Source organism: Candidatus Eisenbacteria bacterium, assembly GCA_016930695.1.
Taxonomy (GTDB): domain Bacteria; phylum Orphanbacterota; class Orphanbacteria; order Orphanbacterales; family Orphanbacteraceae; genus JAFGGD01.
In genome coordinates, this window is sequence record JAFGGD010000016.1 from 19655 (window position 1) to 42758 (window position 23104).

Genomic DNA, 23104 nt, shown 5'->3' on the forward strand with positions numbered 1-23104 from the left:
GATTCCTCCCTCCGGGTCCGGAAACCCGATCGGAACAGAGTAACACAAGGGACGAGGATCCGCTTAGCGGGCCGGAGGGACCGGAAGGGAGACGATCGCCGCCGTCCCCCGCCCCGGCGTGGAGCCGATGACGATCGACCCGCCGTAGTCGCCGGCGATGGCCCGACAGATGGCGAGCCCCAAACCGGTTCCGTCGGTCTTGGTGGAGAAGTTGGGCTCGAAGAGCTTGCCCCGGGCCGCGTCGGAGACCCCCGGCCCGTCGTCGCGTACGCGGATCTCGACCATCCGCCCCTCCAAACGCCGCTCGACGGTCGACTCCCAGATCTCCCACCCCTCATCGTTGGACGGGGATCCATCGGCGACGCCGGCGGTGAGCCGGACCGTCCCGCCGTCGCCGGCGGCATGCACGGCGTTTTCCAGCAGATTGATGAGGAGACGGCGCACCTCCTCCCGATCCACCTGAAGCACCGGGAGATCCTCCGGCACCTCCCACTCGATGCGCCCCTCGCCGAGGCGTTCCGCGTAGAGACGCACCGCCTCGCCGATCACCGCCGCCGCCGGCACCGGCCGGATCTCGCGACGCGGCATCCGCGCGAAAGTGGAGAACTCGGTGGCGATCCTCTGCAGGCTGTCGATCTCCTCGATGATCAGGTCCGCCGACTCGTCCAGCAGATCCGGGAAACGGGCGTCGCCGTCGTGGAAGGCTTGGCGGAGATGCTGCACCGACAGTTTCATCGGCGTCAGGGGGTTCTTGATCTCGTGCGCCACCTGCCGCGCCATCTCCCCCCAGGCGAGCAGCTTCTTCGACTGGATCAGCGCCGTCAGGTCTTCGAAGACGATCACTTTGCCGAGGGCGCGCCCCTCCTCGTCGGCGAGCGCCGTCGCCACCACGCGCACCGTCATCTTCCCCTCCCCCCGCGCGATCTCCGCCTCCTCCTCCCGGGGGCGGTCCCGGTCCACCCGCACCCTCTCGACGATCCTCTGGAGCGGCGCGAACCGCCCGCCCGCCACGCGGTCCAGCCGCCCGCCGTCGATCTCGCCCGGCTCCGTTTCCAGGATCTGCAGCGCCGCGCGATTGGCGCTCGCCACCTTCCCTTCCGGATCGAAGGCGATCACGCCGGCGCCGACGCTCCCGAGGACCGTCTCGATGTAGCGGGTCCTCTCGGTCAGCGTGTCCTGGCTCCTCTTCAGCTCCCGGGTCATCCGGTTAAAGGCGGCGGTCAGCCTGCCGATCTCGCCGCCCGACCGCACCGGCAGCGTCAGCTCCAGGTCCCCCTCGCGGATCCGGTCCATCCCCCTCGCCATCTCGCCGATGGGACGGGCGATCCGGCGACCCATTCCCTCCGCCACGCCGACGATCACCACGACTGTGAAGAAGGTGAGGTAGGTGATCGCCGCGTAGGCCCGTTCCAGATTGCGGCGCGCCTCTCTCTCCCGGAAGAGGAGCGGCACCGCCAGCGTCCCCACGGGCCGTCCGTCGAAGTCGAGGAGCGAGCGATAGCCGACCAGGTACCGGGTCGCCGCCACCCGCTCGTCGGCGAAGCGCATCTTCTCACCCTTTAACTCCAAAGGAACGAAGACGCCGGCGGGGAGGCGCGGCGCGAGGATGCCGGCCTGGTAGAGCTCGTAGCGCGTGGAGGCCCGGATCGCGCCCCCCTCGAAGAAGGAGACGTCCCGGCCGATTCTCTCGCCGAGCCGGGCGGTCCACTCCTCGTCGATGGGCCGCGAGAGGAGGAGGATCCCCTCGAGCCGCTCCTCCAGCCCCTCCATGGCGATCCCCACCATCGCCGTCACCGCCAGGCCGTCGGCGCGCTGGAAGGCGGTCACCGGCGTCCTCCGCTCCCGCGCCTCCCGGAGCGCCTCGCGGTTCACCGGCCCGATCTTTCCGTTCTGAAGGATCAGCTCCCCCTCGGGGGAGAAGAGGGCGAACCGTTTGAGCGACAGCTCCAGGTCGACCATCTCCTCGTCCTCACGGATGCCGAGCACGCGCCGCCGGACGAGCGTGCTCTGGGCCATCTCCTCCGCCTCGCGGATCACGTCCTGGTCGAGGGCGTGCCGGACCGCCTGCAGCGCCGTCCGCGCCTCGCTCTCTCCCGCCTCGCGCAGCTGCTCCGCCACCATCCTTCTCCCCGCCAGGCCGAGCAGGATCGCCGGAAGGAGCGCCACGAGAAGAAAGGCGAGCACCAGTTTGTCCTGGAAGGTGGGTTCGAAGCGGAGCCGCGCGCCGCCGCGCAGGGAGAGGGCGGCCAGAAGAGGAAGATGCACGAGGAGGACCGCCACCGCCAGGAGGAGATCGGTGAGCACCACGTGGATCAAGGCGCGAAGGTGGTCGGACCAGTCGGCGACAGGAAGGGCGAAGGCGAGCACGCCGCCCCGCTCCGGGTCGCGGCGCGCGGTGTGGAACGCCCGGTATTCCCGCCCGCCGATCCGCACCGGCGCCCAGACGTTCCCCCCGCCGGCCATCGCGGCGACGACGGTCGAATCGAGCGCGGTCTCCTCCGGATAGACGTCGCCGGAGGTCCGCGCGATCTCCCCGTTCTCGTAGAGGAGCACCTGGATCGTCTCCCCCTCGTCGACCAGCGTCCTCTCCAGTGTGCTGTAGTTGCGAAAGATCTCGTAGGAAGTGGCGGGGAGCTTGGAGGCGTACTCCAGGTTTTCATAGAAGTAGGGGATCCGGATCAGCACGGCGCCGACCAGCTTTCCCTCGGCGTAGAGGGGAGCCGCGCCGGTGTAAATCTCCACCGCCTCCCCCGCCACGCGCCGCCGCCCTTCGTAAATGCGCCTCTTCTCGGCGGCCCGCACGTCCCGGAACACGAAGGCGGACCGGACCGCCGACTCGGGAGGCATGTCCATGGCGAACTGGCTCACCACCGCCCCCTGCCTGTCGAGGATCCGGATCTCCACGCTGTAGTCGTAGAGGCCGAGCCCGCTCCTCACCCAGGCGAGAAAGGCCTCCCTTTCCATGTCCGGCGTCGGGTCCGCGGCGAGCTTCTCCGCCAGAAGAGGATCGGTCTCGAAGAAATGCAGCGTCTCCTCGAGGAGGAAGCGCTTCCACTCGTCCGTCGGCTCGGCGAACCGGAGCGCCCTCTCTTCGATCCCGAGGCGGGTCGTCTCCTCCTGGGCGACGCGGATCGGCGGATAAGAAACGATCGCCACGGCGATGACGAAGGCGAGGCCGTTCCAAATCCGCCAGCCCCGTCCCCGGAGAAGATAGAGAAGGAGGAGCCCGGTGCAGAGGGTCGCGGCCGGGGCGAGCAGCAGCCATTCCCCTCCCCGGATCATCAGGCGGGAAAAGAGGAGCACCGCGCCGCCGAGCAGGACCCCGACCAAGATCCGGGGCGCCACGGCGAGACGGGAGGCGCGGTCCGCCCCGAGCGCGCCGGCGCCGGCGGAGCGGGCGAACCCGGCGTCCACGAGAAGAAGGTAGGCCGCGCCGAGCAGGAGAAGGGAGACCTCCAACACCATCGAGGGGAGGGACCCGACCGGATTCGGTCCGTCATAAAGGGTCAGATTGCAGGAGAGAAGGATCTCCCGAATCAGGAGGCTGAAACCGATCGTGGCCGCGGAAAGGAGGACCAGGGTCGCCGCGAAGAACGCCGGGCGGAAGGAGCGCTTCCCCTCCCCTTGCCGTCGTTCCGCCGCGACCGCCCTTTCCCGAAGGACCAGACAGACCAAAAAGAGGACCGCGACGGTGAGGAAGAGATCCGCGGGCGACCGGAAAGCGCCGAAGAGCAGCGGTGACGCGAAGTAATCCGGACCGACCAGATCCCCCCTCGGCGCGAAGGGGTGAGGAAAACGGAAGAGAAGCAGGATCACCCGGAGGGCGAGGAGCGAGAGGACCGGGGTCCGGCGCACGATTCCGCGCAGGGAAACTCGGTCCGACGGAGCGGCCGCCCCGTCCCCGGCGCGCCTCCACGGAAGAAACAACACCCAGAAGAAGAGGAGAAGAAGGCCGCCTCCCTCCCGAAGAAGACGGGAGAACGACTCGGATCGGGAACCGGCCGGAGGAAAAACCACCCGAACCGAACCGATGACCGTCCCGGCCGGCGAACGGATCGCCTCCCCCTCGTCCCCCTCACCCGGACGGAAGAGGACCCTGCCGCCGATCTCGCGACCGAGACGGTCCGCGAAGGGGACGGGCCTCTCGAGGCGTCCCTCCAATTCGGGGTTCGGCCCGATCGGGCAGACGAGACGGACCAGGCCGGCCGGCGTGCGCCTCCCGGCCGCGCGGACAGGCGACTCCACCACGAGAAGGACGCGGAAGGGATCGGTGGCGAGACGGATCAGCCCATCCCCATCGGTGTCCCCGCGCTCCGGGACATCTCCCCACCAGGCGAGCGCCGGTTCGTCCCGCTCCCGATAGAGATCGACGGCGAGCCCCTCCCCCTCAGGCCCGGAGGAGAAACGCGCGCCGTAGCCGGCGATGAGGTCGAAGAGGGTCTCCCTCTCCCGGGAGCGATCCCCCGCCCGGATCCGTGTGGCGACTTCCCGGTCCGAGGCGATCCTGTCCGCCCAAAGGGCGAGAGAGTCGATCCGGACGGCCAGCGCCTCCCGCGCCCTCTCCACACTCCTCTCCCGCTTCCCCTCTTCCTCTCCCTCACCGGGGACCGGAAGGAGCCCGGAACGGACCGCCGCCGACCCGGCGAAGAGGAGCACGGCGAGGAGCAGAATCGCGGCTCGAAACGATCGGCGGCGAAGGAGAAGAAGGAGGAGCGGCGGGAGCGCGGCGACCGCGAGATAGGGGAGTGGGATACGGGAGGGATCGGCGCCCGGGAGAAGAAAGGCGACGGTGCCCGCCGCCGCCAGGAGCGCGGTGATCCCAAAGGACGTTCTGTCGCCGCGGATGGCGGGAGACATGGTGCGATCCCCCTCGTTCGGGCCGGCCCATCATGCAAGCGGGGCGGCGTCCCGCCCCCCGGCTCCGTCATCGACGCGGCCCATTCTACACCGCCCGGCCGCCGCGGTCCCCTCTTTCCCGCCGGCGCCGCCTCAGGAGGAGCGAGGCGCCTTCGGACCCGGCTCCGGTCCCGGCGTCCCCTTCATCTCCGCCAGCATCCAGCGCCCCTCCTCGCGAACCAGCGAGATGAAGACCATCTCCCGCTCCGGCGCGCCGTCCGCGCCGAGGCGGATCCTCTCGGCCACGCCGCTCGGGCGCCCCTCTCCGCCGTCCAGATTGCGATAGCGGAGGAAGGCGAAGCGGACCGTGCCCGGCTCCCGCAGGAGGTCCTCCAGCAGGAAAAGAGCCTGGTTGGCGGAGTAACGCCCCTCCGGCGCGCGACCTGCGAAAGAGAGGCGCAAGCCCCGGCGCCCCAGGTGCGGGGCGATGCGGGCCGGGTCTCCGGAGCGCCACGCCTCGGCCACGTCCTCGAACACGGCGAGAGGATCGGCCGCGCCCGGCGACGGGCCCGCGCCGGCCGCCGGGACCAGCGCCAGAAACGCCAACAGAGCCAGGACTCGTCTCATCCTTCGGCCGCCTCCGCGGACCGCCGCATGGAGCGTGCGGCCCCTCTTTTCGGGGATTTACGTAGGGAATCGCAAGGGCCGTGCCACGACCCCCGTGAGGGTCATGGCCGTAACGTCTTCAAATGAGGTAGGATAGCCCCGCGCAGGCAAAAAAAGCTCCGGCGGGTGTCCCGTTTCCGAGAAAAACGTACCCGCCGGAGGACGGAAGTTTTATTTCATTCGCTTCGACTTCGACCGCGCCGAAGCCCAACCGAACCACTCCACGAGGATCGGGCTCGCCACGTAGATGGACGAGTAGGTACCGATCACGACGCCCACCGTGAGGGCGATGGAGAAATCGCGGATCACGCTCCCCCCCACGAAGAGGAGAAAGAGCACCACGACCAGCGTCGTGGTGGACGTGAGGATCGTCCGCGAGAGGGTCCGATTGATCGCCGTGTTCAACACCCGGTCGTAAGGCTGCCGCGAATAGAGCCGCAGATCCTCCCGGATCCGGTCGAACACCACGATCGTGTCGTTCAGCGAATACCCCACGATGGTGAGGAAGGCGGCGATCACCGCCAGGGAGATCTCCATGTTGAAGAGCGAGAAAGCGCCGAGGGTGATGAGCACGTCGTGGATGAGCGCGATCACCGCGGCCACGGCGAAGCGGAACTCGAAACGGAAGGAGATGTAGATCAGAATGCCGAGCAGGGCGAAGAGAATCGCCAGGAAGGCCTTCTTCCGAAGTTCCGCGCCGATGCGCGGCCCCACGCTCTCCTCGCGCCGCAACTCCGCCTTCCGATCGGGAAAATCGCGCTGGAAGGCCGCGAGCAGCGTGCTCCCCAGCTCGCCCGATTCGCTCGACTTCTCCACCCGGATCAGGATCTCCCGGGGATCGCCGAATTTCTGCACCTCGAAAGTGCCCACGCCGGTGGAGGCGACGGAGGAACGGATGTCGCCCGTCGGAACCGGCTCGTCGAAACGCACCTCCAGAATCGATCCGCCGACGAAATCGATGGAATAGTTCAGGCCCTTATGGAACAGGATCGAAAAGAGCCCGATCGCGATCAGGATCGCGGACACCACGAACGCCTTGCGGCGGTGGTTGATGAACTCGAAGTTCGTGTTCGTTAGGAACTGCATCGGTGAAACTCCTCCCCGCCCACGCTATATGCTCAGATTCTTCACGGAGAAACGATCCACGATGAAGTCGAAGATCAGCCGTGTAAGAACCAGCGCGGTAAACATGGAAGAGACGATCCCCACGCTCAGGGTCACCGCGAATCCCTTGATACTGGCGGTGCCGAACTGGAGAAGCACGAAAGCCGTGATCAACGTCGTGAGGTTCGCGTCGAAGATCGTCCGGAACGCCCGGCTGTAGCCGCTCTCGATGGCGGCGCGCACGGTCTTCTTGTTCCGGAGTTCCTCGCGAATCCTCTCGAAAATCAACACATTGGCGTCTACCGCCATGCCGATGGTCAGGATGATGCCCGCGATGCCCGGGAGGGTCAGCGTCGCCCGGAGCCCGGCCATCACCGCCATCAGGAACAAGAGATTCAACAGAAGCGCGACGTTGGCGATCACGCCGGCGCCCCGGTAGTACAGGATCATGAAGAAGACCACCACGAGACCGCCGAGAAGAGCGGCCCGCACGCCCATGTTGATCGAGTCGCGGCCCAGCGACGGACCGACGGTCCTCTCCTCGATGAAACTGAGGTCCGCGGGCAAAGCGCCCGCCCGAAGGACGATCTTCAGGACCTTGGCGTCGTCGAAGTCGAAGTTGCCGGTGATGGAGGCGCGGCCGTGGCGGATCTTGTCCATGATGGTCGGCGCGGATTGCACCTTGCCGTCCAGCACGATCGCCAGCCGCCGTCCCACGTTGGCGCCGCTCACGCGGGAGAAGATGTGGCTCCCCTCGCCGGTCATGGTGAGCGTCACGCCCGGGACGTTCGGCCGGTTCGGATCGAGACCGGTCTGCACCTCCGCGTTGGCCAGCATGGCGCCGGTGAACTCGGGGCGATCGTTGAGCAGATAGAGGGCGCGCATCATCTGGCCGCCGTAGTCCACGTCTTCCATCCCCCAGGCGAAGGCGGCGCCGAAGGGGATGAGCCCCTTCACGCCGGGAACCTGGAGCAGGGAATCCACGGCGAGGACCATCTCCACCGGCACCCAGGCGTTGTCCTGCTCGCCGGTCCGGAAGAAGCGGAGCTTGGAGGTGAGAGGCGCCTTGGAGACCACATCCTCTTCGGGCATCTCGTCGGCGAAGAGATCCTCCACCGCGCCGCTGTCGGCGCCCGCCGAATCGGCGTCGGCGATCTCCTCCTCCGTCTCGCCGGCCTCTTCGGCGGCGGCCCTCTGCGTCTCGGCGCGGGTGTAGAGAAAATCATCGACCCGGCGGAGCGTTTCGGTGAACTCCGCCGCGGAGCGGGCCAGCTTGAACTCGAGCAGCGCCGTCTGGCCGATCAGCTTCTTCGCCTGCACCGCGTCCTGCACGCCGGGCAGCTGCACCAGGATCCGGTCCTGCCCCTGCTTCTGAATCGAAGGCTCGGCGACGCCGAACTGGTCGACGCGGTTGCTGATGATCTCCAACGCCCGGTCGACGGCGTCCTCGGCGTCCTCCTCGCTCAGCTTCGATTTGTCCACCTCCAGGACGAGATGCATCCCCCCCTGAAGATCCAACCCGAGACGGAGCGCCTTCGAGCGCAACGCCTCCTGCTCCTCCTCGGACATCGCGGCCCGTCCCTCCTTGCCGAGGGTGACGAGCCGGATGGTCGGGTACACGTACCAGGCGCTCAATACGAGCGCCACGACTACCAGCAGCAGTCTGAACCGGTTCTTACCCATCCGGTGCTTCCTCCGGTCGTTCGTTCCCGCTCCGCCGACGGGGCTACCGGACCACGGCGGCGGCCGCTGCCGCGGCGCCTCGATGATCCGATCCGCCCCCCCCTTCGTTCGGAGCGGCGTTTCTCGCGGCGATCCTTTGCCCGTGGATCAGCTCCGCGAGCGGGACCAGCCGGATGCCGAGCGCTTCCAGCTCGGGCAGTTTCTCTCGCAACACCTCTAAGGTGACCGGGCGGGGGTGGCCGATGCCGACCGCGAAGCCCCTTTCCAGGGCGACGCGGGCGAGCCGGTCGAGCCCCTCCGCGATCTCCTCCCTCGTGCTGTACCCGGTGTCCCAGAACAGGTCGTTCTCGAGGCAGGGGACGCCGGCCGCCGCCGCCGTTCTCCGGCCGACCCGGCAGGCCACCGTCTTCGAGTCGAGAAAGAAGAGGTTCCGGTCCCCGATCTCCTCCATGACGATCCGCACCAGCCGTCGATCCTGCATGGCGCGAGATCCCATGTGATTGTTCGCCCCGTCGAGCCGGTGGAAGGAATCCAGGGCGCGCCGAACCCGGGCGCGGATCTCCGCGTCACTCTGGTTCGTGAAGAGCGCGTCCGGCCCGGGATCCTTCTCCGGGTAGTCGATCGGCTCCATGGGGAGGTGGGCCAAAAGGCCCTTCTCCGCCCCGCGGATCTCCCCGGCGATCCGTTCGGAAAAGGGGAGACCCGGAATCACCGACATGGTGAGGGACGCGTCGACCGCTAAAAAACCGCGCACCGTGTCGTCGTAAAAGTAGCCGAAATCGTCGACGATCAAGGCGAGCTTCGGCGGTTCACCGTCCGGAGAGTCGCCCCGAACCGCCGCGCCCGGCGCCAACAGAAACAGGGCCGCCAGGATGCAGGCGAAACCTCTCATGACCGGTCCCGTTCTCCCTTCGGACGATCGGCGCCGGCGGCGCCCGCGAAGCCGCGGGGCCGCTCTCCGGCGCCCCCGTACTCGACGGAAAGAGTACACGATACCGGCGGAACGGCTCAGGTGTCAACGCCTTTCCCGACGCCCGGAAGAGGTTGCGGCGGGGATCGCCGGGAGGGAGGGGAGAATCGGAACCGGATTCTCTTTTCGCGCGTCGAAAAGGTGTCCGGCCCCAAAAAGAAGGGCGGCTCCGCGGAGCCGCCCCCAGGCGAGTTGCTCGATCGGTCGGTCGCCTGACGAACTAGTTATACCCTTCTTTATCGTACTGCCGGAAGATCGTCCAGAGCCCCTCTTCGTTCGGATCCGGGCGGGCGATCCACTCCTGGTCCGAGGCGACCAGGAAGAGGGTGACACCGTCCGGCGACTGCGGATTCTCCACCTCCACGCGGAGGTCGACGGAGGCGGTGACCCGCCACCACGTCTCGCCCGGGGGCGGGAGATCGGGACCGAAGCTGGTGTTGTCCTGCTGCTTATAGATGTTCGTGAGAGAGAGGCTGATGTTGTTCACCCTCTGTCCGTCCGCGTTGGTCCAGGCGTCGAACATGCGGCCGGCGATCCGGAGCTCGTCCACCCTGTCCCACCACTCTATAGAGTCCTGTTCGACGCCGCCGGGAATCAGCTCGAAGACGTACATCGAATCGAGGCACTCTTCGTATTTGGCGCTGTCCCCCTCGTTATATGCGTTCTGCAGGAAGAGAATCAGGCTGTCCGGCGCGGAACGGTTGTAGGTGACCGGCGGCTTGATAATCGGGTCATCATCATCGCTCGGGCTCAGGGCGCAGCCGTAGAGGAAGAGGCCGATCACGGCCGCCAGGATGATCACCTTGGGGATCATCCCCTTTTTCGTTTTAGGAAGCATCTGGAGATTCCTCCCGCTTTCATCGTCAATCCGACTTGGAAAACATTCGATCCGGCATCCGCGCGGGGACGCGGCAGGGGATGATTCGCAGGCACCCGTAGGACGTCTTAACAATACCATATGGGGGGCCCGCTGTCAACTCGCTCCCGCGGCCCGTTCGGAGCCGTTCTTACCACGTATCGGCTTTCCATCCAGGGGGTTTAGCCCTCCCGCGCCGGAAGCGCGACCGAGGGTGAATCCGGTCTTACGGACAATAATCCTGCCCCCCCGCCACCTGTCCCTTGTAATAGCCCCATGTGGAGAGGTTCCCCTTGCGGAAATCGTCCCAGCGATAGATGCGGAACGCGTCCCCCTCGTCGTGGATATAGAGTCTCAATGAGCCGTCGAAGACGAGGCTGTCATCGGCGGCGGCCGCGATGTCAAAATAGTAAATGCCTACGCGATAATCACTTTCGTAGGTGGAATAGCCGCTCACCGAGGAATCCGTGGTGACGGGATCGCCGGTGTATTCCAGAATCATATAGCCGATTCTCTCCGAACCGCTGTTGAAGCAGGAGAGCAGGCGGTTGAAGGTGTCGATCTCTTCGTAGTTCCCCCAGGGGGCGAGATAACCGGTGACGCCGGCGTCGGCCAGCTCGCTCGAGTCGGTCCGGTCCGGGTGGAAGGCGAAATCCACCGACAGGAGGACCTGGTACTGCGCCTCGTAGAACTTCTCGTAGGAGACCTGCAGGAGGGTGAGCACCTCCTCCTTGGTTTTGGCCGGTTCGACGGCGGATTCGCCCGTGGAAGCCTCCTCGGCGTCCCGGGGGGAGAAGAAACAGCCCCCCGCGAGGAGAACCGCCGCGAGAAGGACCGCCGCCCCGGCGGCGCGCGCGGCGCGGCGCCCGCTTTTCGCGTCCTTCCCATTCCGTTTCCGCGTCATGCCTCCCCTCCTTCCCCGTCCTACATCTCGATGGTGAACGTCCCCTGCAGCTCCCATTCGGTTCGGTGCGTCTCGTCCCGGAGAACGCCGGTGCGCGTGAAAAGCGGGATGGCGGCGTCCTGGCTCTGCTTCGCCTGGATCACCAGTCTCGACCAACCGGTGACGGACCGCCGCCAGGAGACCTGGTTGTAGATCTGCAACTTCCTGTCGTGCTGCTCCAGCGTCTTCCCCTCGTTCAGGCTGTACCGTTTCACCACCTCGACGAACTGGCCCGATTCGATCCGCATATCACCCGGCAGTGTGTAGGAGACCCGCAGGGTCAGCTTCTGATTCGAGTCCTCCCGGTCCCGGGCGAAACGCCGGGTGGACCCCTCTTTCTCGAAGCTGCCGCTCTCGTTCAGCTTGAAGCGATACTCGAAATCGAAGGAGCCGCCCCTGGCGAAAGCCCATCCGGCGGTGGAGCGCAGCTCCGAGATCCGGGTCATGGTGTTCAGGTCCTCGTCGACGTCCTTGAAAATGTAAACCAGCGACATGCGATAGGAGCTGCGGAACTTCAGCGACGGGATCGGAGCGTACTCGACCGTGGGCGCCACCATCCATGTCTGCCGGGTCTGGTTGTTCGAGGCGCGCGAGCTGTGGATGTTGACCGTGCGGTTCTCGTCGAGGGAGAACTGGGCGCCCCCCCGCAGCTTCCCCTCCGGTTCGTAGTTGAGATCGAAAGAGACCCGGCTGATCAGGTCGTCCTTGTCCTGGGTGGAATCGACGAAGGACCGGCTGGTCATCTGCAGACTGCCGGCGGCGCGGAGGCGCGTGTTATTCCAGAGAGTCCTGGAGAGGTTCAGGACCATGGAGCCGTTGTCCGCCTTGCCGGTGCGGTCCGGCATCCCCGCGTCGGGATAGTAGGTGTCCTCGCCGACGGAGCGTTTCAACACCAGCCTGCTCCGGACGCGGGCGGGGAGGCTCTGGTTCAGCGCCACCTCCGCGCCGTAGTCGAGCAGGTCCGAGGACTGCCCTTTGTCGATCCGATAACGCCGGCTCGCGGCGGAGTAGCGCGCATTGGCTTCGTACCCCGTCGCCTCGGTGACGTCGCCGGAAAGCTGGACATCGAAGGAGCGGCGCCACTCGTCCACGGTCTCCACCTCGCCGGTGGCCGTTCCGGCGCCGGTGCTTTTCGCGAAGGACTGTTGTTTGTCGTCCGCGGAGGCGTTCACTTTCACATGGCACAATTCGTACTTGTCGAAGCGGAGCCGGAAGGTCGCGTTGTCGGTCCGGTCGTTGTTGTCCGGGTTCTCCTTTTCCTCGACGTTGGTCCCCGACGTGGTGAGCGAGAATCCCTTTCGCTGGAAATCTCCGGAAAACTCGACGTCGAGATCCGGCGAGGGGGAATAATTGAGCAGCACGTTGGCGTTCTTCGAGTTTCCCCTCTTCTCCTCCTTCCGCTGGCTCCCATCGGCCTTGGTGTCCGTCGTCTTGTTCCGGTTCTCCACGCCCCCGTTCATGTTCAACGTCAGCCGGATCCCCCGCCAGAGATCGCGCGAATAGATCGCGCGTAAAAGAATCATGTCCCGCACCAGGTCGATGGTCTGCCGCTGGTCGTCGTCGTTGCTCGTTCTGCGGTTCCAGCCGAGCCCCAATTTCATGTTTCCGTGAAACAAATATTGAACGTCGTTCTTCCACTCCTGTGAGGAGCTGGTCCGGTCCGCTCGGCCGGACCGCCTCCTTTCGAGGGTGACTTGGTTCTTGTAGATCATGTTGTCGCGAAGCGCGTAATCCAGCTTGAACTCGTTGGAGAGGTTGCTGTTTCCGCGGATGTCGCTGGCGCGAACCGTCCAGGAGGGATGGAAGCCCTCTTTCACTTTCGCGATGGAGACGGAGGGGATGGCGGCCAGCGATTCCTGCACCACGTAGGCGCGGATCGAATCGGCGCTGAGGGAATCGACCCAGAGCGAGTCCCCCTCCAGGTCGAGGATCCAGATCGAATCGGTGCGGACCTCCTCGAACTCCTCGTCCCCCGAAGCGGTTTGGGCGGCGGTGAGCGGGGGGAAGCAGAAAAGGGCGAGTGCCGCCGCCAGCAGAATCACCCCTCTCGTCGCCGCGCCCGTTCCGCTCATGCCGTTGATCCCACCGCGTCCGCGAGGCGGCACCACGCCGCCACGTCCAGCTCCTCCGGCCGCGAGGCCAGGGAGACCCCGCTCTTCTTTTCGACCGATCGAATTTGCTCGGGAGTGAAGGAACCGAAACGGCGCAGGCCGGTTCGGATCATCTTGCGGCGCCCGCCGAAGAGCGCGCGGGCGAGGCGGAAGAGGAGATCCTCGTCCTTCGCACGAAACGGCGGCGGGTCGTAGAAACGGAGGCGGATCACCGCCGATTCCACACGGGGGCGCGGACGGAAGGCGGCGGGGCCGACGCGGAAGAGGGGCTCCACCGCGGCCCGGTAGCGCACCGCCAGGGAGAGACGTCCGAAGGCGCGCGAACCGGGAGCGGCGGCGATCCGCTCCGCCGTCTCCCTCTGGAGGCAGAGGACGGCCCGGTCGATCCGGTCCGCCCAGCCCAGCAGGCGCTCCAAGATCGGCGACGTCGCATGATAGGGGATGTTGCCGACCACGACCAGACGGCCTCCCTCCTCGGCCGCGCCCGGGTCGAAATCGAGGAAATCCACGCAATGGAAGCGGACGTTGGTTACACCCGCGAGAAAGCGCTGTTGTTCCTCCATCAACCGCCGGTCGATTTCGACGGAGTCGACCCGGGCCGCCCGTTCCGCCAGAAGGGCGGTCAGCGTTCCCGGTCCGGAACCGATCTCCAGCACCCTCTCCCGTCCGGTCGGATCCGCCGCGTCCGCGATCTTGCGGAGCAGGTTCGGATCGACGAGGAAGTTCTGGCCCAGGCTCTTGCTCGGCCGGTGCCCCGCCTCCCGGAGCGCCCGCGCCGCGCCGGCCGGTGTCCGCCGCTCCTCCGCCAACTCACTCCTCCAGGCGAAACAAACGCCGCGTGTTGGCGGCGGTGATTCGGTCCATCTCCTCGACGCCCCGCTCCCGGACGGCGGCGACACGCTCCAGCACGAAACGGACGAAGGCGGGCTCGTTCAAACCGCGGCCGCGATGCGGCTCCGGCGTGAGCCAGGGGCAGTCCGTCTCGATGAGGAGGCGGTCCTCCGGGCAGAGACGGGCCACGCGCTCCAGCCTCCCCCCGGGCTTCTTGGCGAAGGTGATCGGTCCGGGGATGGAGATGAAAAAGCCGAGGTCCACGGCGCGTTCCAGCTCCGCCTCGCCGCCGGAGAAGCAGTGCATCACCCCGCCGGCGAGGTCCCCCGATCGCTCCCGCAGGATCGCGAGCACGTCGTCGTGCGCTTCCCGGTCGTGAATCACCACCGGCTTTCCGGCCCGCGCCGCCGTTTCGAGCTGCCTCTCGAAGAGGCGGCGCTGGTTCCCATGGTCCGCGTAGTCGCGGTAGTAGTCGAGGCCCAACTCGCCGACGGCGACCACCCGCGGGTCGGCGACCAGTTCCTCGATTCGCGCCAGGTCCCCGTCCGTCACACGGTCCGCCTCGTGGGGGTGAATGCCGACCACGGCGCTCGTGCGCGGCTCCCGGGCGGCGAGGGCGACCACCTCCTCGTTGGAGGCGATGTCGTAGGGGACGCAGATCACGTGCTCCACGCCCGCCGCGCCCGCCCGATCCAGCAGCATCTCCGGCGCGTCCGCGCCGTATTCCGGAAAGGTCAGGTGGGCGTGGCTGTCGATCAAGTGGCCTCCCCCTCCACCTCGATCCGGGGGAAGAGCGGCCTCTCCACGCGGAAGGAGCGCCCCTCGCCCGGCTCGTCCCGCCAGGGGATATCCCGTTCGAAACGCATGCCGCCGGCGCTTTGGGGAACGCCGAGCGCCGCCGCCAACTCCTCCGCCTTCGCCGGCATCACCGGCGAGACGAGCACCGCGGTGATCCGGAGCGCCTCGGCGACGTTGTAGAGCACCGTCTCCAGACGGGCCCGGCTCTCCGGTTCCTTGGCGAGTTTCCAGGGAGCGGACTCCTCGATGTAGCGGTTCGCCCGCCGGATCAGATCCCAGACGGCGGCGAGGGCGTTGTGGAACTCGAAGCGGTCCATCGCGCCGGCGTACCGCTCCGCCGCGGCGGCCGCCTCGTCCCGCAACACACGGTCGTCCTCGCCCGCGCTCGGCGTGGGGAACACCCCGTCGCCCAGGTATTTCCGCGCCATGCCGGCGGTCCGGTTCAGCAGGTTGCCGAGGTCGTTGGCCAGGTCCGCGTTGTGCCGCCCCACCAGCTGGCCGACGGAAAAGTCGCCGTCCCGCTCGAAGCTCACCTCGCGGAGCAGATAGTAGCGGACCGTGTCGGCGCCGAAACGCTCCACCATCTCCCTCGGATCGATCACGTTGCCGAGGGACTTGGAGAGCTTCTTCCCCTCCACGGAGATGAAGCCGTGGGCGTACACGGTGCGCGGCAGGGGAACGCCGGCGGAGAGGAGCATGGCGGGCCAGATGACGCAGTGGAAGCGCGTGATGTCCTTGCCGATCACGTGGAGGTCCGCCGGCCAGTAGCGCTCGTAGGTTTCCCGGTCCGAGGGGAAGCCGACGGCGGTGAGGTAATTGATCAGCGCGTCGAACCAGACGTAAACCACGTGGGACGGGTCGGCGGGGAGCGGAATCCCCCATCCCCGGCTCGACCGGGAGACGGAGACGTCCAACAGCCCCCCCTTCAGCACGTTCACGATCTCGTTCCGCCGGATCTCCGGGAGGATGAACTCCGGATAGGCTTCGATGTGCGCCAGGAGAGGGTCCCGGTATCGGGTGAGGCGGAAGAAGAAGTTCTCCTCCTCGATGGCGTCCGGCTCGGTTCCGTGGACGGGGCAGCAGCCGTCGACGAGATCCTTCTCCTGTAAAAAGTTCTCGCAGCTGACGCAGTAGAGGCCGCGGTAGACGTCGCGGTAGACGTCCCCCTTCTCCTCGATCCGCCGGAAGAGTTCCCGAACCGCCAGGGCGTGGGCCGGCTCGGTGGTCCGGACGAAGCGGTCGTAGGAGAGGTTCAGCATCGACCAGATCGACTCGAACTCCTCCGCCATCCGCCCGCAGTAGACCAACGGGTCGAGCCCGCGCGCGCGCGCCTCCTTCTCCACGTTCTGGCTGTGCTCGTCGTTCCCCATGGAGAAGAAAACGTCCGCGCCGCGGAGCCGCTTGGTGCGGGCCACGCAGTCCGCCGCGATTTTCTCGAAGGCCGTCCCGATGTGGGGCCGGCTGTTTACGTAGTCGATCGCCGTGGTGAGATAATAGCGTTCCATCGGTCCGTCCTATCGGTGCCGGGATCGGAATCGGCTCCGCCGCGAAGCGGGGGATGCGGGCGCGGGCCGGCGGCCTAGCGCGGCCCGGTCTTCCGGGGGATCCAGCGATCGTGCCGCAGCTCCTCTCGGATCGCCTCGAGGGGAACCCGCACCTCCTTGTCCTCGGAGGTGCGAACGGTCACGGTCCGGGTGAAGATGTCCGCCTTGAGCGCCTTCCCCTCCATGTCCTCGGTGCGGACCCGCGTGCCCACCTTGGGGAACTCGGAGAGAGCCCGCAGATACTCTTCTCTCTCGTAGGCGAGACAGCACATGAGCCGCCCGCAAACGCCGGAGATCTTGTTCGGCGCGAGGGCGAGGTGCTGATCCCGAGCCATGCGGAGCGTCACCGGGCTGAAGCCGCGCAGGAAACCGGAGCAGCAGAGCCTCCGGCCGCAGGGCCCGCAGCCGTCCAACCGCTTCGCCTCGTCCCGCACGCCGATCTGCCTGAGCTCGATTCGCGTCTTGAAGGTCGACGCCAGATCCTTCACCAGCTCGCGAAAGTCGATCCGCTTCTCGGCGGTGAAGTAGAAGGTGATCTTGTTCCCGTCGAACTGCATCTCCACGTCGACCAGTTTCATCTCCAGCTTGCGCGCCTCGATCCGCGTGACGCAGATCTCCCGCGCCTCTTCTTCGCGCGTGCGGTTCCGCATGCGTGCCTCTTCGTCCCTCGCGTCGACGGGACGAACCACCTCGAAGAGGCTCTCCTCCTCGCCGGGCGGAAGGATCGGCGTCTCGGCGCGGTGCACCACCCGGCCCATGTCCTCCCCCCGATCGGCGCGGACCACGACCAGGTCGCCCACCTCGACGGCGACCCCCTCGGGGTTGGCGTACCACTGTTGCCGGCCCCTTTTGAACCGGATTTCCATGTAATCGCAGGTCATCGGATTTCCCTCAGAAAGCGCAAGGGGTCCAACGGTTCGGTCCCCTTCCGGATCTCGAAATGAAAAGAGCCGCCGGTCGCCGAGCCGCTCCCGCCGACGGTGGCGAGAACGTCTCCCTGGGCGACGCGCGCCCCCGCCGCGACCAACACCTCCGACGCGTGCGCGTAGAGGGTGTAGTACCCTCCGCTGTGCCGCACAATAATACAGTTTCCATAGCCGGGAAGGGTACTTACGTACTCCACTTTCCCCGGCGCGACCGACCGGATCTCCGCCCCGCCGGAAGCGTCGATGTCGATCCCGTTGTTCCGCACCACCGTGCCGAACTCGGGATGGCGGCGGCTCCCGAAGCCGCGCACCACCGATCCACCCACCGGCCAGGGGAGACGGGCCGCCCCGCCGTCGAAGAGCGAGGGGCCGCCGATCTCCTCGGCGTCGCGCACCCGGGAGGCGATGATCCTCTCCAACTCCCGGGAGGCTTCCTCCATCTCGGCGATCAGCCGCTCGTGGCTCTCCTTCTCCCCCCGAACGTCCTGCAACAGCTTTCGCCGGCCCGCCTGGCTCTGCAAAAGCGCGCGCCTCTCCCGCGCCCGTTCCGCCTCGATGGACCGGATCTCCCGGTCCCGCTCCGCCAGCTCGTCCCGGGCGCGGCGGACCCGCTCCCGGTCGTCCAGAACGGCGCGGTAGAGATTGTCGTCGCGGCTCACGATCCGGACCATGTTCTCGAAGCGCCCCACCAGCTCCGTCACGGAACGGGAGCTGAAGAGGATCTCGAACTCGTGATAACCGCCGTACTGGTAGAGCGCCCGCAGCCTATCACGGAGAAGGGAGCGCCGCCGCCCGAGTTCCTCTTCCGCCTCCCGCGCGTCCTCTGTCAATTCTTCCAGGCCGGACTCGATGTTCCGCCGCCGCTGTTCGAGGCCGGAGAGAAGGCGGTTGGTGAGGGCGAGGTCCTCGTCGAGCTTCATCAGATTCGTCAGAATACCGCTCTCCTTGCCCGCGAGCTGCTCCACTTCGGAGCGGGTCTCCCGGATCCGCCGCCGGAGTTTCTCCATCTCCTCCTCCTCCGAGGCGGCGAGGAGAGCCGGCACGCCCGCGGCGAGAAGAAACGCCGCCGCCCAAGGGAGAAAACGGGCGATCCGCCGCGCCTTCATCGCTTCACCCGCAGATAGCGGTGGAGGGAGAGCAGGCTCCCGCAACCGCCGAGCACGGCGCCGAACAGGAGAAACGCCGCCGCGCCGCCGCCGCCGAGAAAGAGGACGCCCGAGAGCCGCTCCACGGCGAAGCGCCAGCTCCTGTCGAGCAGGAAGAGGGCGATCGCCGCGGCGAGCAGGCCGAGAAGCGCTCCTTCCATCAGGAAGGGGAGCCGGATCTGCCAGGGCCGCGCGCCGACGAGGCGGAGCACCTGGATCGCGTCGCGCCTTCCCTCGATGGCGAGCTTCATCGTGTTTCCGACGACGAGCAGAGTGGAGACGCCGAGCGCCGCGCCGAGAAAGAGGTCCATGGCGACGAAGAAGTAGATCCAGCGCTCCAGCGATTCCACCCAGCTCTCCCCCCAAACCACCACGTCCACGCCGGGCATTCGACGGATCTCCTCCGCCATGGCGCCCATCCGGTCGGCGAACTTCCAATCGTCGTACAGATCCAGCTCGAAAGAGGCGGGGAGCGGATTCCCCTCCACTCCCTCGAGCAGATACGCCCGGCTGCCGAGGGTCGCCCGGAACGACTCGAGCGCCTCCTCCTTGGTGCGGTAGCGAACGGCCCGCACGCCGCCGAGTCTGGAGAGCACCTCCTCCAGCTCCGCCCGGTCCGCCTCGTCCGCGTCGTCGCGGAGATAGATGGCGATCCCCACTCGCTCCTGAGCGATCCGGATCGTCTCGCGGAGGTTGACGGTGCCGATCACGAAGAGGCCGAAGACGAAGAGCGCCGACGCCATCAGGGTCACCGGCGCCAGGTGGCTTCGGAGGTTCCGACGGAGCCCGTAGAGCAGCTCGCGGAACACGTGCTCGATCTGCGTGAGCGTCACCGTCTCTCCCTGCGCGGGCCTCAGCCCTCCAACGGGGTGCGCGGCGGGGCGGCGGGATCGGAGGGGAACCGCCGGAGCGGCGGCGGCGAGGGCTCCGGCGCGAGCCTCCCCTTTTCGAGCCGGATGATCCGGTGTCCGCTCGCCCGGGCGCGGCCCTGGTCGTGGGTCGCCACAAGCACCGCCGCGCCGCCGATGTTCACACGTTCCAGAAGATCATAGATGCCGGCGGCCGTCTCCGGGTCCAGGTTCCCCGTCGGCTCGTCGGCGAGGAGCAGGAAGGGCTGGTTCACCAGCGCCCGGGCGATGGCCACCCTCTGCATCTCCCCGCCCGAAAGCTCGTCCGCCCGGTCCCCCATGCGGCCCATCAGCCCGACCTGTCCGAGCGTCTCCTGCACCCGCCTCTGGATCGCGCGGCGGGGGGCGCCGGTCACGCGAAGGACGAGGGCGACGTTCTCGAAAACGCTGCGGTCGCCGATCAGGCGAAAATCCTGGTAGACGAAACCGATGTGACGGCGCAGTTCGGGGATCTCGGACCGGCGGATGGCGTCGCTGCGAAAGCGGCCCACCGCCACCGTCCCCGCGGACGGAAAGATCTGGTGGTGGATCAGCTTGAGCAGCGTCGTTTTCCCCGCGCCGCTCGGACCGATCAGGAAGACGAACTCCCCCCGTTCGATCCGAAAGGTGACGTCGCGGACCGCCGCGCCGGCCGCGTAGGATTTCGATGCGTTGATGAGGGATACCACCGTTCTGCGTCCCTACCCCGTGGGGGAACCGGTCGGCGCCCGGCCGGTCAATCCCGCGATGCGGGGGGCGCTTCCGCCCCCGCCGCGGCGTCCTCGGTCCCGTCCTTGATCTCCACGTAGTAACTCTTCTTCAGATTTTCCACGAAGCGATCATAGGCTTTCTGTTGTTTTTCCGCGCGGGCGGCCTGGCGGAGTTCCCTCTCCACCTCCCCGAAGCCCGGCTTCCCGGCTTCGTATCGATTCTTGAGGAGGAAAATATGCACGCCGTCCTCCGTCTCCAACGGCTCGCTGTACTCCCCCGGCTTCAGTTCCGAGAGCACGCGCCGCATCTCGCCGGTCACGTCGCTGAAGGCGAAAACGCCGACGTCGCCGCGCCGGGCCGCCGTCTCGCGGTCATCGGAGTGTCGCATCGCCAGACCGCCGAAATCGGCGCCCCCCCGGAGCGAGTCCATGATCGCGGCGGCGCGCCCGCGCGCCTCGTCCCATCCACCCTCGCCGGCGGGAACGATCTTCAGGATGTGCCGCGCGCGGACCCGTTCCCCGTCCCGGGCGACGAGCTGGATCAGGTGGAAGCCGAAGCGGGAGCGGATCACGCCGCTCATCCCCCCCGGTTCGGCGATGGCGAAAGTCGCCTCCTCGAAGGCGGGGTCCATGTCCCCCCGGCCGAACCAGCCGAGGTCGCCGCCGTTCGGCGCGGAGGGACCCTCGGAGTGCGCCACCGCCAGGTCGGGGAAGGACTCGCCGGCGAGCACGCGCCCGCGCAGCTCCTCGAGGGCGGCGATGATGCCCCCCTCGGCCGAGCTGTCCGCGTTCGGTTTCAGGAAGATCTGCGCGATCCCGTAACGCTCCGGCAGATCGGGCAGATCCGCCAGGTGGTCGTCGTAGAAACGGCGCACCTCCGCGTCGGTCGCTTCCGTTTTCCAGCGAACCTCGCGGTCCACCGCCATGCGCACGGTGAGTGATTTCTCCACCTCTTCCCTGTACCGGCGCCGGAGTTCGCCGAGGGTGAGATTCTCCGAAGCGAGCGCGGCGAGGAAGTCCTCCTCCGTCGGGAACTGGGAGCGCATGCGGTCCAGGCTCCCCTCCAGAGCTTCCTCCACCTCCTCTTCGGAGGGGCGGATTCCCTGGTCCTCGGCATGGGCCAGAAAGAGACGGTCCTCCACCAGTTTATTCAGAGCCATGCGTCTGAGTTCGTCCGGCGGGAGCCGTTTCAGGGAGGGCTCCGCCGCGTAAACGGCCAGTTCCTCCCTCAGCTCGCTCGCCAGCACCGGCGTCTCCCCGACAACGGCCACGATCCGGTCCACCTCCTGGGAGAGGACCGGACCTGCGGCCGCCGCGAGAAAGAGCGCCAGGGCGACGGACACGGCGGCTCGGTTGTTCATCCTAGGGCTCCTCGGTTTCCGCCTCCTCGACGATCAAGTTGAGAGACTCGGGGAAGATTTCCACGCCAACCTCCTCCCGCTTCGCCAGGATCCACTCGGCGAAAACGGAGTCCTGCGTGGCGGCGAGCAGCATGCCGCGGAGTTCCGGCTCCGATTCTTCATAGGTCATGGGGTGCTCCCGTTCCAACGCGACGAGCTTCGCCACGAAGTAGCCCTGCCGGTGCGGGACCACGTCGCTCACCTGACCGGGGCGGAGCCGGCCGAAGGCGTAAGGAATGAGTTCCGGAGCGATGTTCGATCGGAGACGCATCCCCATGTCCCCGCCCAGCTCACGGAGGGCGCCTTCGTTATACTCCTTGGAGACCTCCTCGAAGGGGACGCCGCGACGAAGTTTGTCGCGAGCTTCCTTGGCCATCTCTACATCGGGGGTGTTGATGATCATCAGGTGAGCGCGGTCGGGCATGATCAGCGCCGCCTTCTGCTCCTCGTAAAGCTCACGCACCTTCTCGTCCGGCACGACGGCGTCCTTCACCAGATCGTCGTGCAGCAATTCGAGAAGACGCTCCTGCTCCTTGCGGTCCACGGCGCGGATCGTTTCGTCCAATCGGTCCAGGCCGCGCCGCTTCGCCTCGTCGTAGTTCCACTTGTTGACGATCGCCGCCTCGGACACCCTGTAAATCATGTCCGCGTCCTCCGACCGGAAAGGGAGACCGCCGACGTCCGGGCCGTACTGGCCGAGGAACTCACCGACGGTCCACGTCCCCCCGGCGTACTCCGCGAGAACCCGAGCCCGGAAGGCGTCGTCCATCTTCTGATACCAATCGCTCGACTGGGCATTCTCCCGTGGCGGAAGCGCGTCGTTGAAGGCGTGCACGTTCTCGTCGTTGAACCGAATGTCCAGGCGGGACTCGACCTCGGCGAGGTAGGTGCTCCAGTTCTCGTTCCGCCGGCGGGAGCGCAGCTCCGCCGCGCAGGCGTGCCGCTGTTCCTCGAAATCATCCATGCTCGGCTCGATTTTTTCTTGTACCTGAAGGATGTGGAAGCCCAGCGCGGTTCGAACCGGTTCGGAGATCTCGCCCGGGTTCAGGCTGAAAACAGCCCGCTCCAAGGGCGGATCGAGCTGGCCGTGGTCGACGACCCCCAGTTCTCCACCGAGGGCGCGGCTCGCCTCGTCGATCGAATTCGCCCGCGCGAGGACGGCGAAGTCTTCGCCCTTTTCGAGCTTGCGGCGGATCTCCTCGGCGGCGGGGAGAGTCCCCACCAGGATCTGCCGCGCCCGCACCTGCGAGCGCGCGCGGCGGTAGTAGTCCTCCACTTCCGCCAGCGTGATCTGCATGTCCGCCTCGGCGACTTCCTTGAACAGGGTGCGGATGCACTGCTCCATCAACCAGTTCTCGCGCGCCTTTTGCAGAAGCGGATCCCGGTCCAGTCCGCGACTCTTCGCCTCCGTGACCAGGATCTCCTTGTTGATCAGCGTTTGCAGAAACGCCTCGGCGTCCTCGTAGGTCACCAAGGGGGGCCGGTTGAAGATGGTGATCGCCTTGTAGGCGATGTTGAAATCGCCGAGGGTGATTCCGTGATCCCCCACCTTCGCCACGACCGGGTCTTTCGGCCCGCCGCAGGAGAAAACGAGCAGCGCCGCGATCACGGCCAGACCGATGATCCCGTACATCGTTCCGCGGGACATGTCCACACTCCTTTCCCGGACCCCCAACGCGGGCCCATGGATAGAC

17 protein-coding genes are annotated in these 23104 nt (G+C 67.0%); all 17 read right to left on the reverse strand.

Going from position 1 to position 23104, the window contains the following annotated elements; genetic code table 11:
- Positions 1-63: 63 nt before the first annotated feature.
- Positions 64-4857, reverse strand: a complete 4794-nt coding sequence (locus JW958_02640; protein MBN1825135.1) for a HAMP domain-containing protein — start codon at positions 4855-4857, stop codon at positions 64-66.
- A gap of 132 nt (positions 4858-4989) precedes the next feature.
- Complete coding sequence (locus JW958_02645; GenBank protein ID MBN1825136.1) at positions 4990-5463, reverse strand: hypothetical protein; 474 nt, start codon at positions 5461-5463, stop codon at positions 4990-4992.
- A 210-nt stretch (positions 5464-5673) separates the two neighbouring features.
- Positions 5674-6588 (reverse strand): protein translocase subunit SecF, encoded by a 915-nt coding sequence (gene secF, locus JW958_02650; protein ID MBN1825137.1) that lies wholly within the window; start codon positions 6586-6588, stop codon positions 5674-5676.
- A gap of 24 nt (positions 6589-6612) precedes the next feature.
- Positions 6613-8289, reverse strand: a complete 1677-nt coding sequence (secD, locus tag JW958_02655) for a protein translocase subunit SecD (GenBank protein MBN1825138.1) — start codon at positions 8287-8289, stop codon at positions 6613-6615.
- A 43-nt stretch (positions 8290-8332) separates the two neighbouring features.
- Complete coding sequence (locus JW958_02660; GenBank protein ID MBN1825139.1) at positions 8333-9181, reverse strand: divergent polysaccharide deacetylase family protein; 849 nt, start codon at positions 9179-9181, stop codon at positions 8333-8335.
- 298 nt (positions 9182-9479) lie between these two features.
- On the reverse strand, positions 9480-10097 hold the full coding sequence (locus tag JW958_02665; GenBank protein MBN1825140.1) for a hypothetical protein: 618 nt from the start codon (positions 10095-10097) through the stop codon (positions 9480-9482).
- A 244-nt stretch (positions 10098-10341) separates the two neighbouring features.
- Positions 10342-11019, reverse strand: a complete 678-nt coding sequence (locus tag JW958_02670) for a hypothetical protein (GenBank protein ID MBN1825141.1) — start codon at positions 11017-11019, stop codon at positions 10342-10344.
- Between the two features lie 20 nt (positions 11020-11039).
- On the reverse strand, positions 11040-13130 hold the full coding sequence (locus JW958_02675) for a hypothetical protein (GenBank protein ID MBN1825142.1): 2091 nt from the start codon (positions 13128-13130) through the stop codon (positions 11040-11042).
- The gene (gene rsmA / locus JW958_02680) at positions 13127-13978 is read right to left on the reverse strand and encodes a ribosomal RNA small subunit methyltransferase A (GenBank protein ID MBN1825143.1); all 852 of its coding nucleotides are present in this window, start codon (positions 13976-13978) and stop codon (positions 13127-13129) included. Before rsmA ends, JW958_02675 begins: the two co-directional genes overlap by 4 nt.
- Position 13979: 1 nt before the next feature.
- Positions 13980-14759 carry a TatD family hydrolase gene (locus JW958_02685; protein MBN1825144.1) on the reverse strand — a complete coding sequence of 260 codons (780 nt, stop codon included), beginning with the start codon at positions 14757-14759 and terminating at the stop codon, positions 13980-13982.
- Positions 14756-16303: a methionine--tRNA ligase gene (metG, locus tag JW958_02690; protein MBN1825145.1), complete on the reverse strand. Its 1548-nt coding sequence runs from the start codon at positions 16301-16303 to the stop codon at positions 14756-14758. Before metG ends, JW958_02685 begins: the two co-directional genes overlap by 4 nt.
- Before the next feature lie 74 nt (positions 16304-16377).
- A complete protein-coding gene (locus JW958_02695) occupies positions 16378-17223 on the reverse strand; it encodes a stage 0 sporulation family protein (GenBank protein ID MBN1825146.1) in 846 nt (281 codons plus the stop codon).
- Positions 17220-18374: a peptidoglycan DD-metalloendopeptidase family protein gene (locus JW958_02700; protein MBN1825147.1), complete on the reverse strand. Its 1155-nt coding sequence runs from the start codon at positions 18372-18374 to the stop codon at positions 17220-17222. The genes JW958_02695 and JW958_02700 overlap by 4 nt, the downstream gene beginning before the upstream one ends.
- Positions 18371-19246 (reverse strand): ABC transporter permease, encoded by an 876-nt coding sequence (locus JW958_02705; GenBank protein ID MBN1825148.1) that lies wholly within the window; start codon positions 19244-19246, stop codon positions 18371-18373. Before JW958_02705 ends, JW958_02700 begins: the two co-directional genes overlap by 4 nt.
- 20 nt (positions 19247-19266) lie before the next feature.
- On the reverse strand, positions 19267-19989 hold the full coding sequence (locus JW958_02710; protein ID MBN1825149.1) for an ATP-binding cassette domain-containing protein: 723 nt from the start codon (positions 19987-19989) through the stop codon (positions 19267-19269).
- Between the two features lie 47 nt (positions 19990-20036).
- Positions 20037-21371, reverse strand: a complete 1335-nt coding sequence (locus JW958_02715) for a peptidylprolyl isomerase (protein MBN1825150.1) — start codon at positions 21369-21371, stop codon at positions 20037-20039.
- A 1-nt stretch (position 21372) separates the two neighbouring features.
- Entirely contained in the window at positions 21373-23058 is a 1686-nt protein-coding gene (locus JW958_02720; protein ID MBN1825151.1) for a peptidylprolyl isomerase, read from the reverse strand.
- Positions 23059-23104: the final 46 nt, after the last annotated feature.

Excerpts from the sequence above, each read along its gene's own strand:
- JW958_02645 (MBN1825136.1), bottom strand. The coding sequence starts at position 5,463 with ATGAGACGAGTCCTGGCTCTGTTGGCGTTTCTGGCGCTGGTCCCGGCG.
- JW958_02660 (MBN1825139.1), bottom strand. The coding sequence starts at position 9,181 with ATGAGAGGTTTCGCCTGCATCCTGGCGGCCCTGTTTCTGTTGGCGCCG.
- JW958_02675 (MBN1825142.1), bottom strand. The coding sequence starts at position 13,130 with ATGAGCGGAACGGGCGCGGCGACGAGAGGGGTGATTCTGCTGGCGGCG.
- secD (MBN1825138.1), bottom strand. The coding sequence starts at position 8,289 with ATGGGTAAGAACCGGTTCAGACTGCTGCTGGTAGTCGTGGCGCTCGTA.
- JW958_02700 (MBN1825147.1), bottom strand. The coding sequence starts at position 18,374 with ATGAAGGCGCGGCGGATCGCCCGTTTTCTCCCTTGGGCGGCGGCGTTT.
- metG (MBN1825145.1), bottom strand. The coding sequence starts at position 16,303 with ATGGAACGCTATTATCTCACCACGGCGATCGACTACGTAAACAGCCGG.
- JW958_02720 (MBN1825151.1), bottom strand. The coding sequence starts at position 23,058 with ATGTCCCGCGGAACGATGTACGGGATCATCGGTCTGGCCGTGATCGCG.
- JW958_02695 (MBN1825146.1), bottom strand. The coding sequence starts at position 17,223 with ATGACCTGCGATTACATGGAAATCCGGTTCAAAAGGGGCCGGCAACAG.
- JW958_02670 (MBN1825141.1), bottom strand. The coding sequence starts at position 11,019 with ATGACGCGGAAACGGAATGGGAAGGACGCGAAAAGCGGGCGCCGCGCC.
- secF (MBN1825137.1), bottom strand. The coding sequence starts at position 6,588 with ATGCAGTTCCTAACGAACACGAACTTCGAGTTCATCAACCACCGCCGC.
- JW958_02665 (MBN1825140.1), bottom strand. The coding sequence starts at position 10,097 with ATGCTTCCTAAAACGAAAAAGGGGATGATCCCCAAGGTGATCATCCTG.
- JW958_02715 (MBN1825150.1), bottom strand. The coding sequence starts at position 21,371 with ATGAACAACCGAGCCGCCGTGTCCGTCGCCCTGGCGCTCTTTCTCGCG.
- JW958_02640 (MBN1825135.1), bottom strand. The coding sequence starts at position 4,857 with ATGTCTCCCGCCATCCGCGGCGACAGAACGTCCTTTGGGATCACCGCG.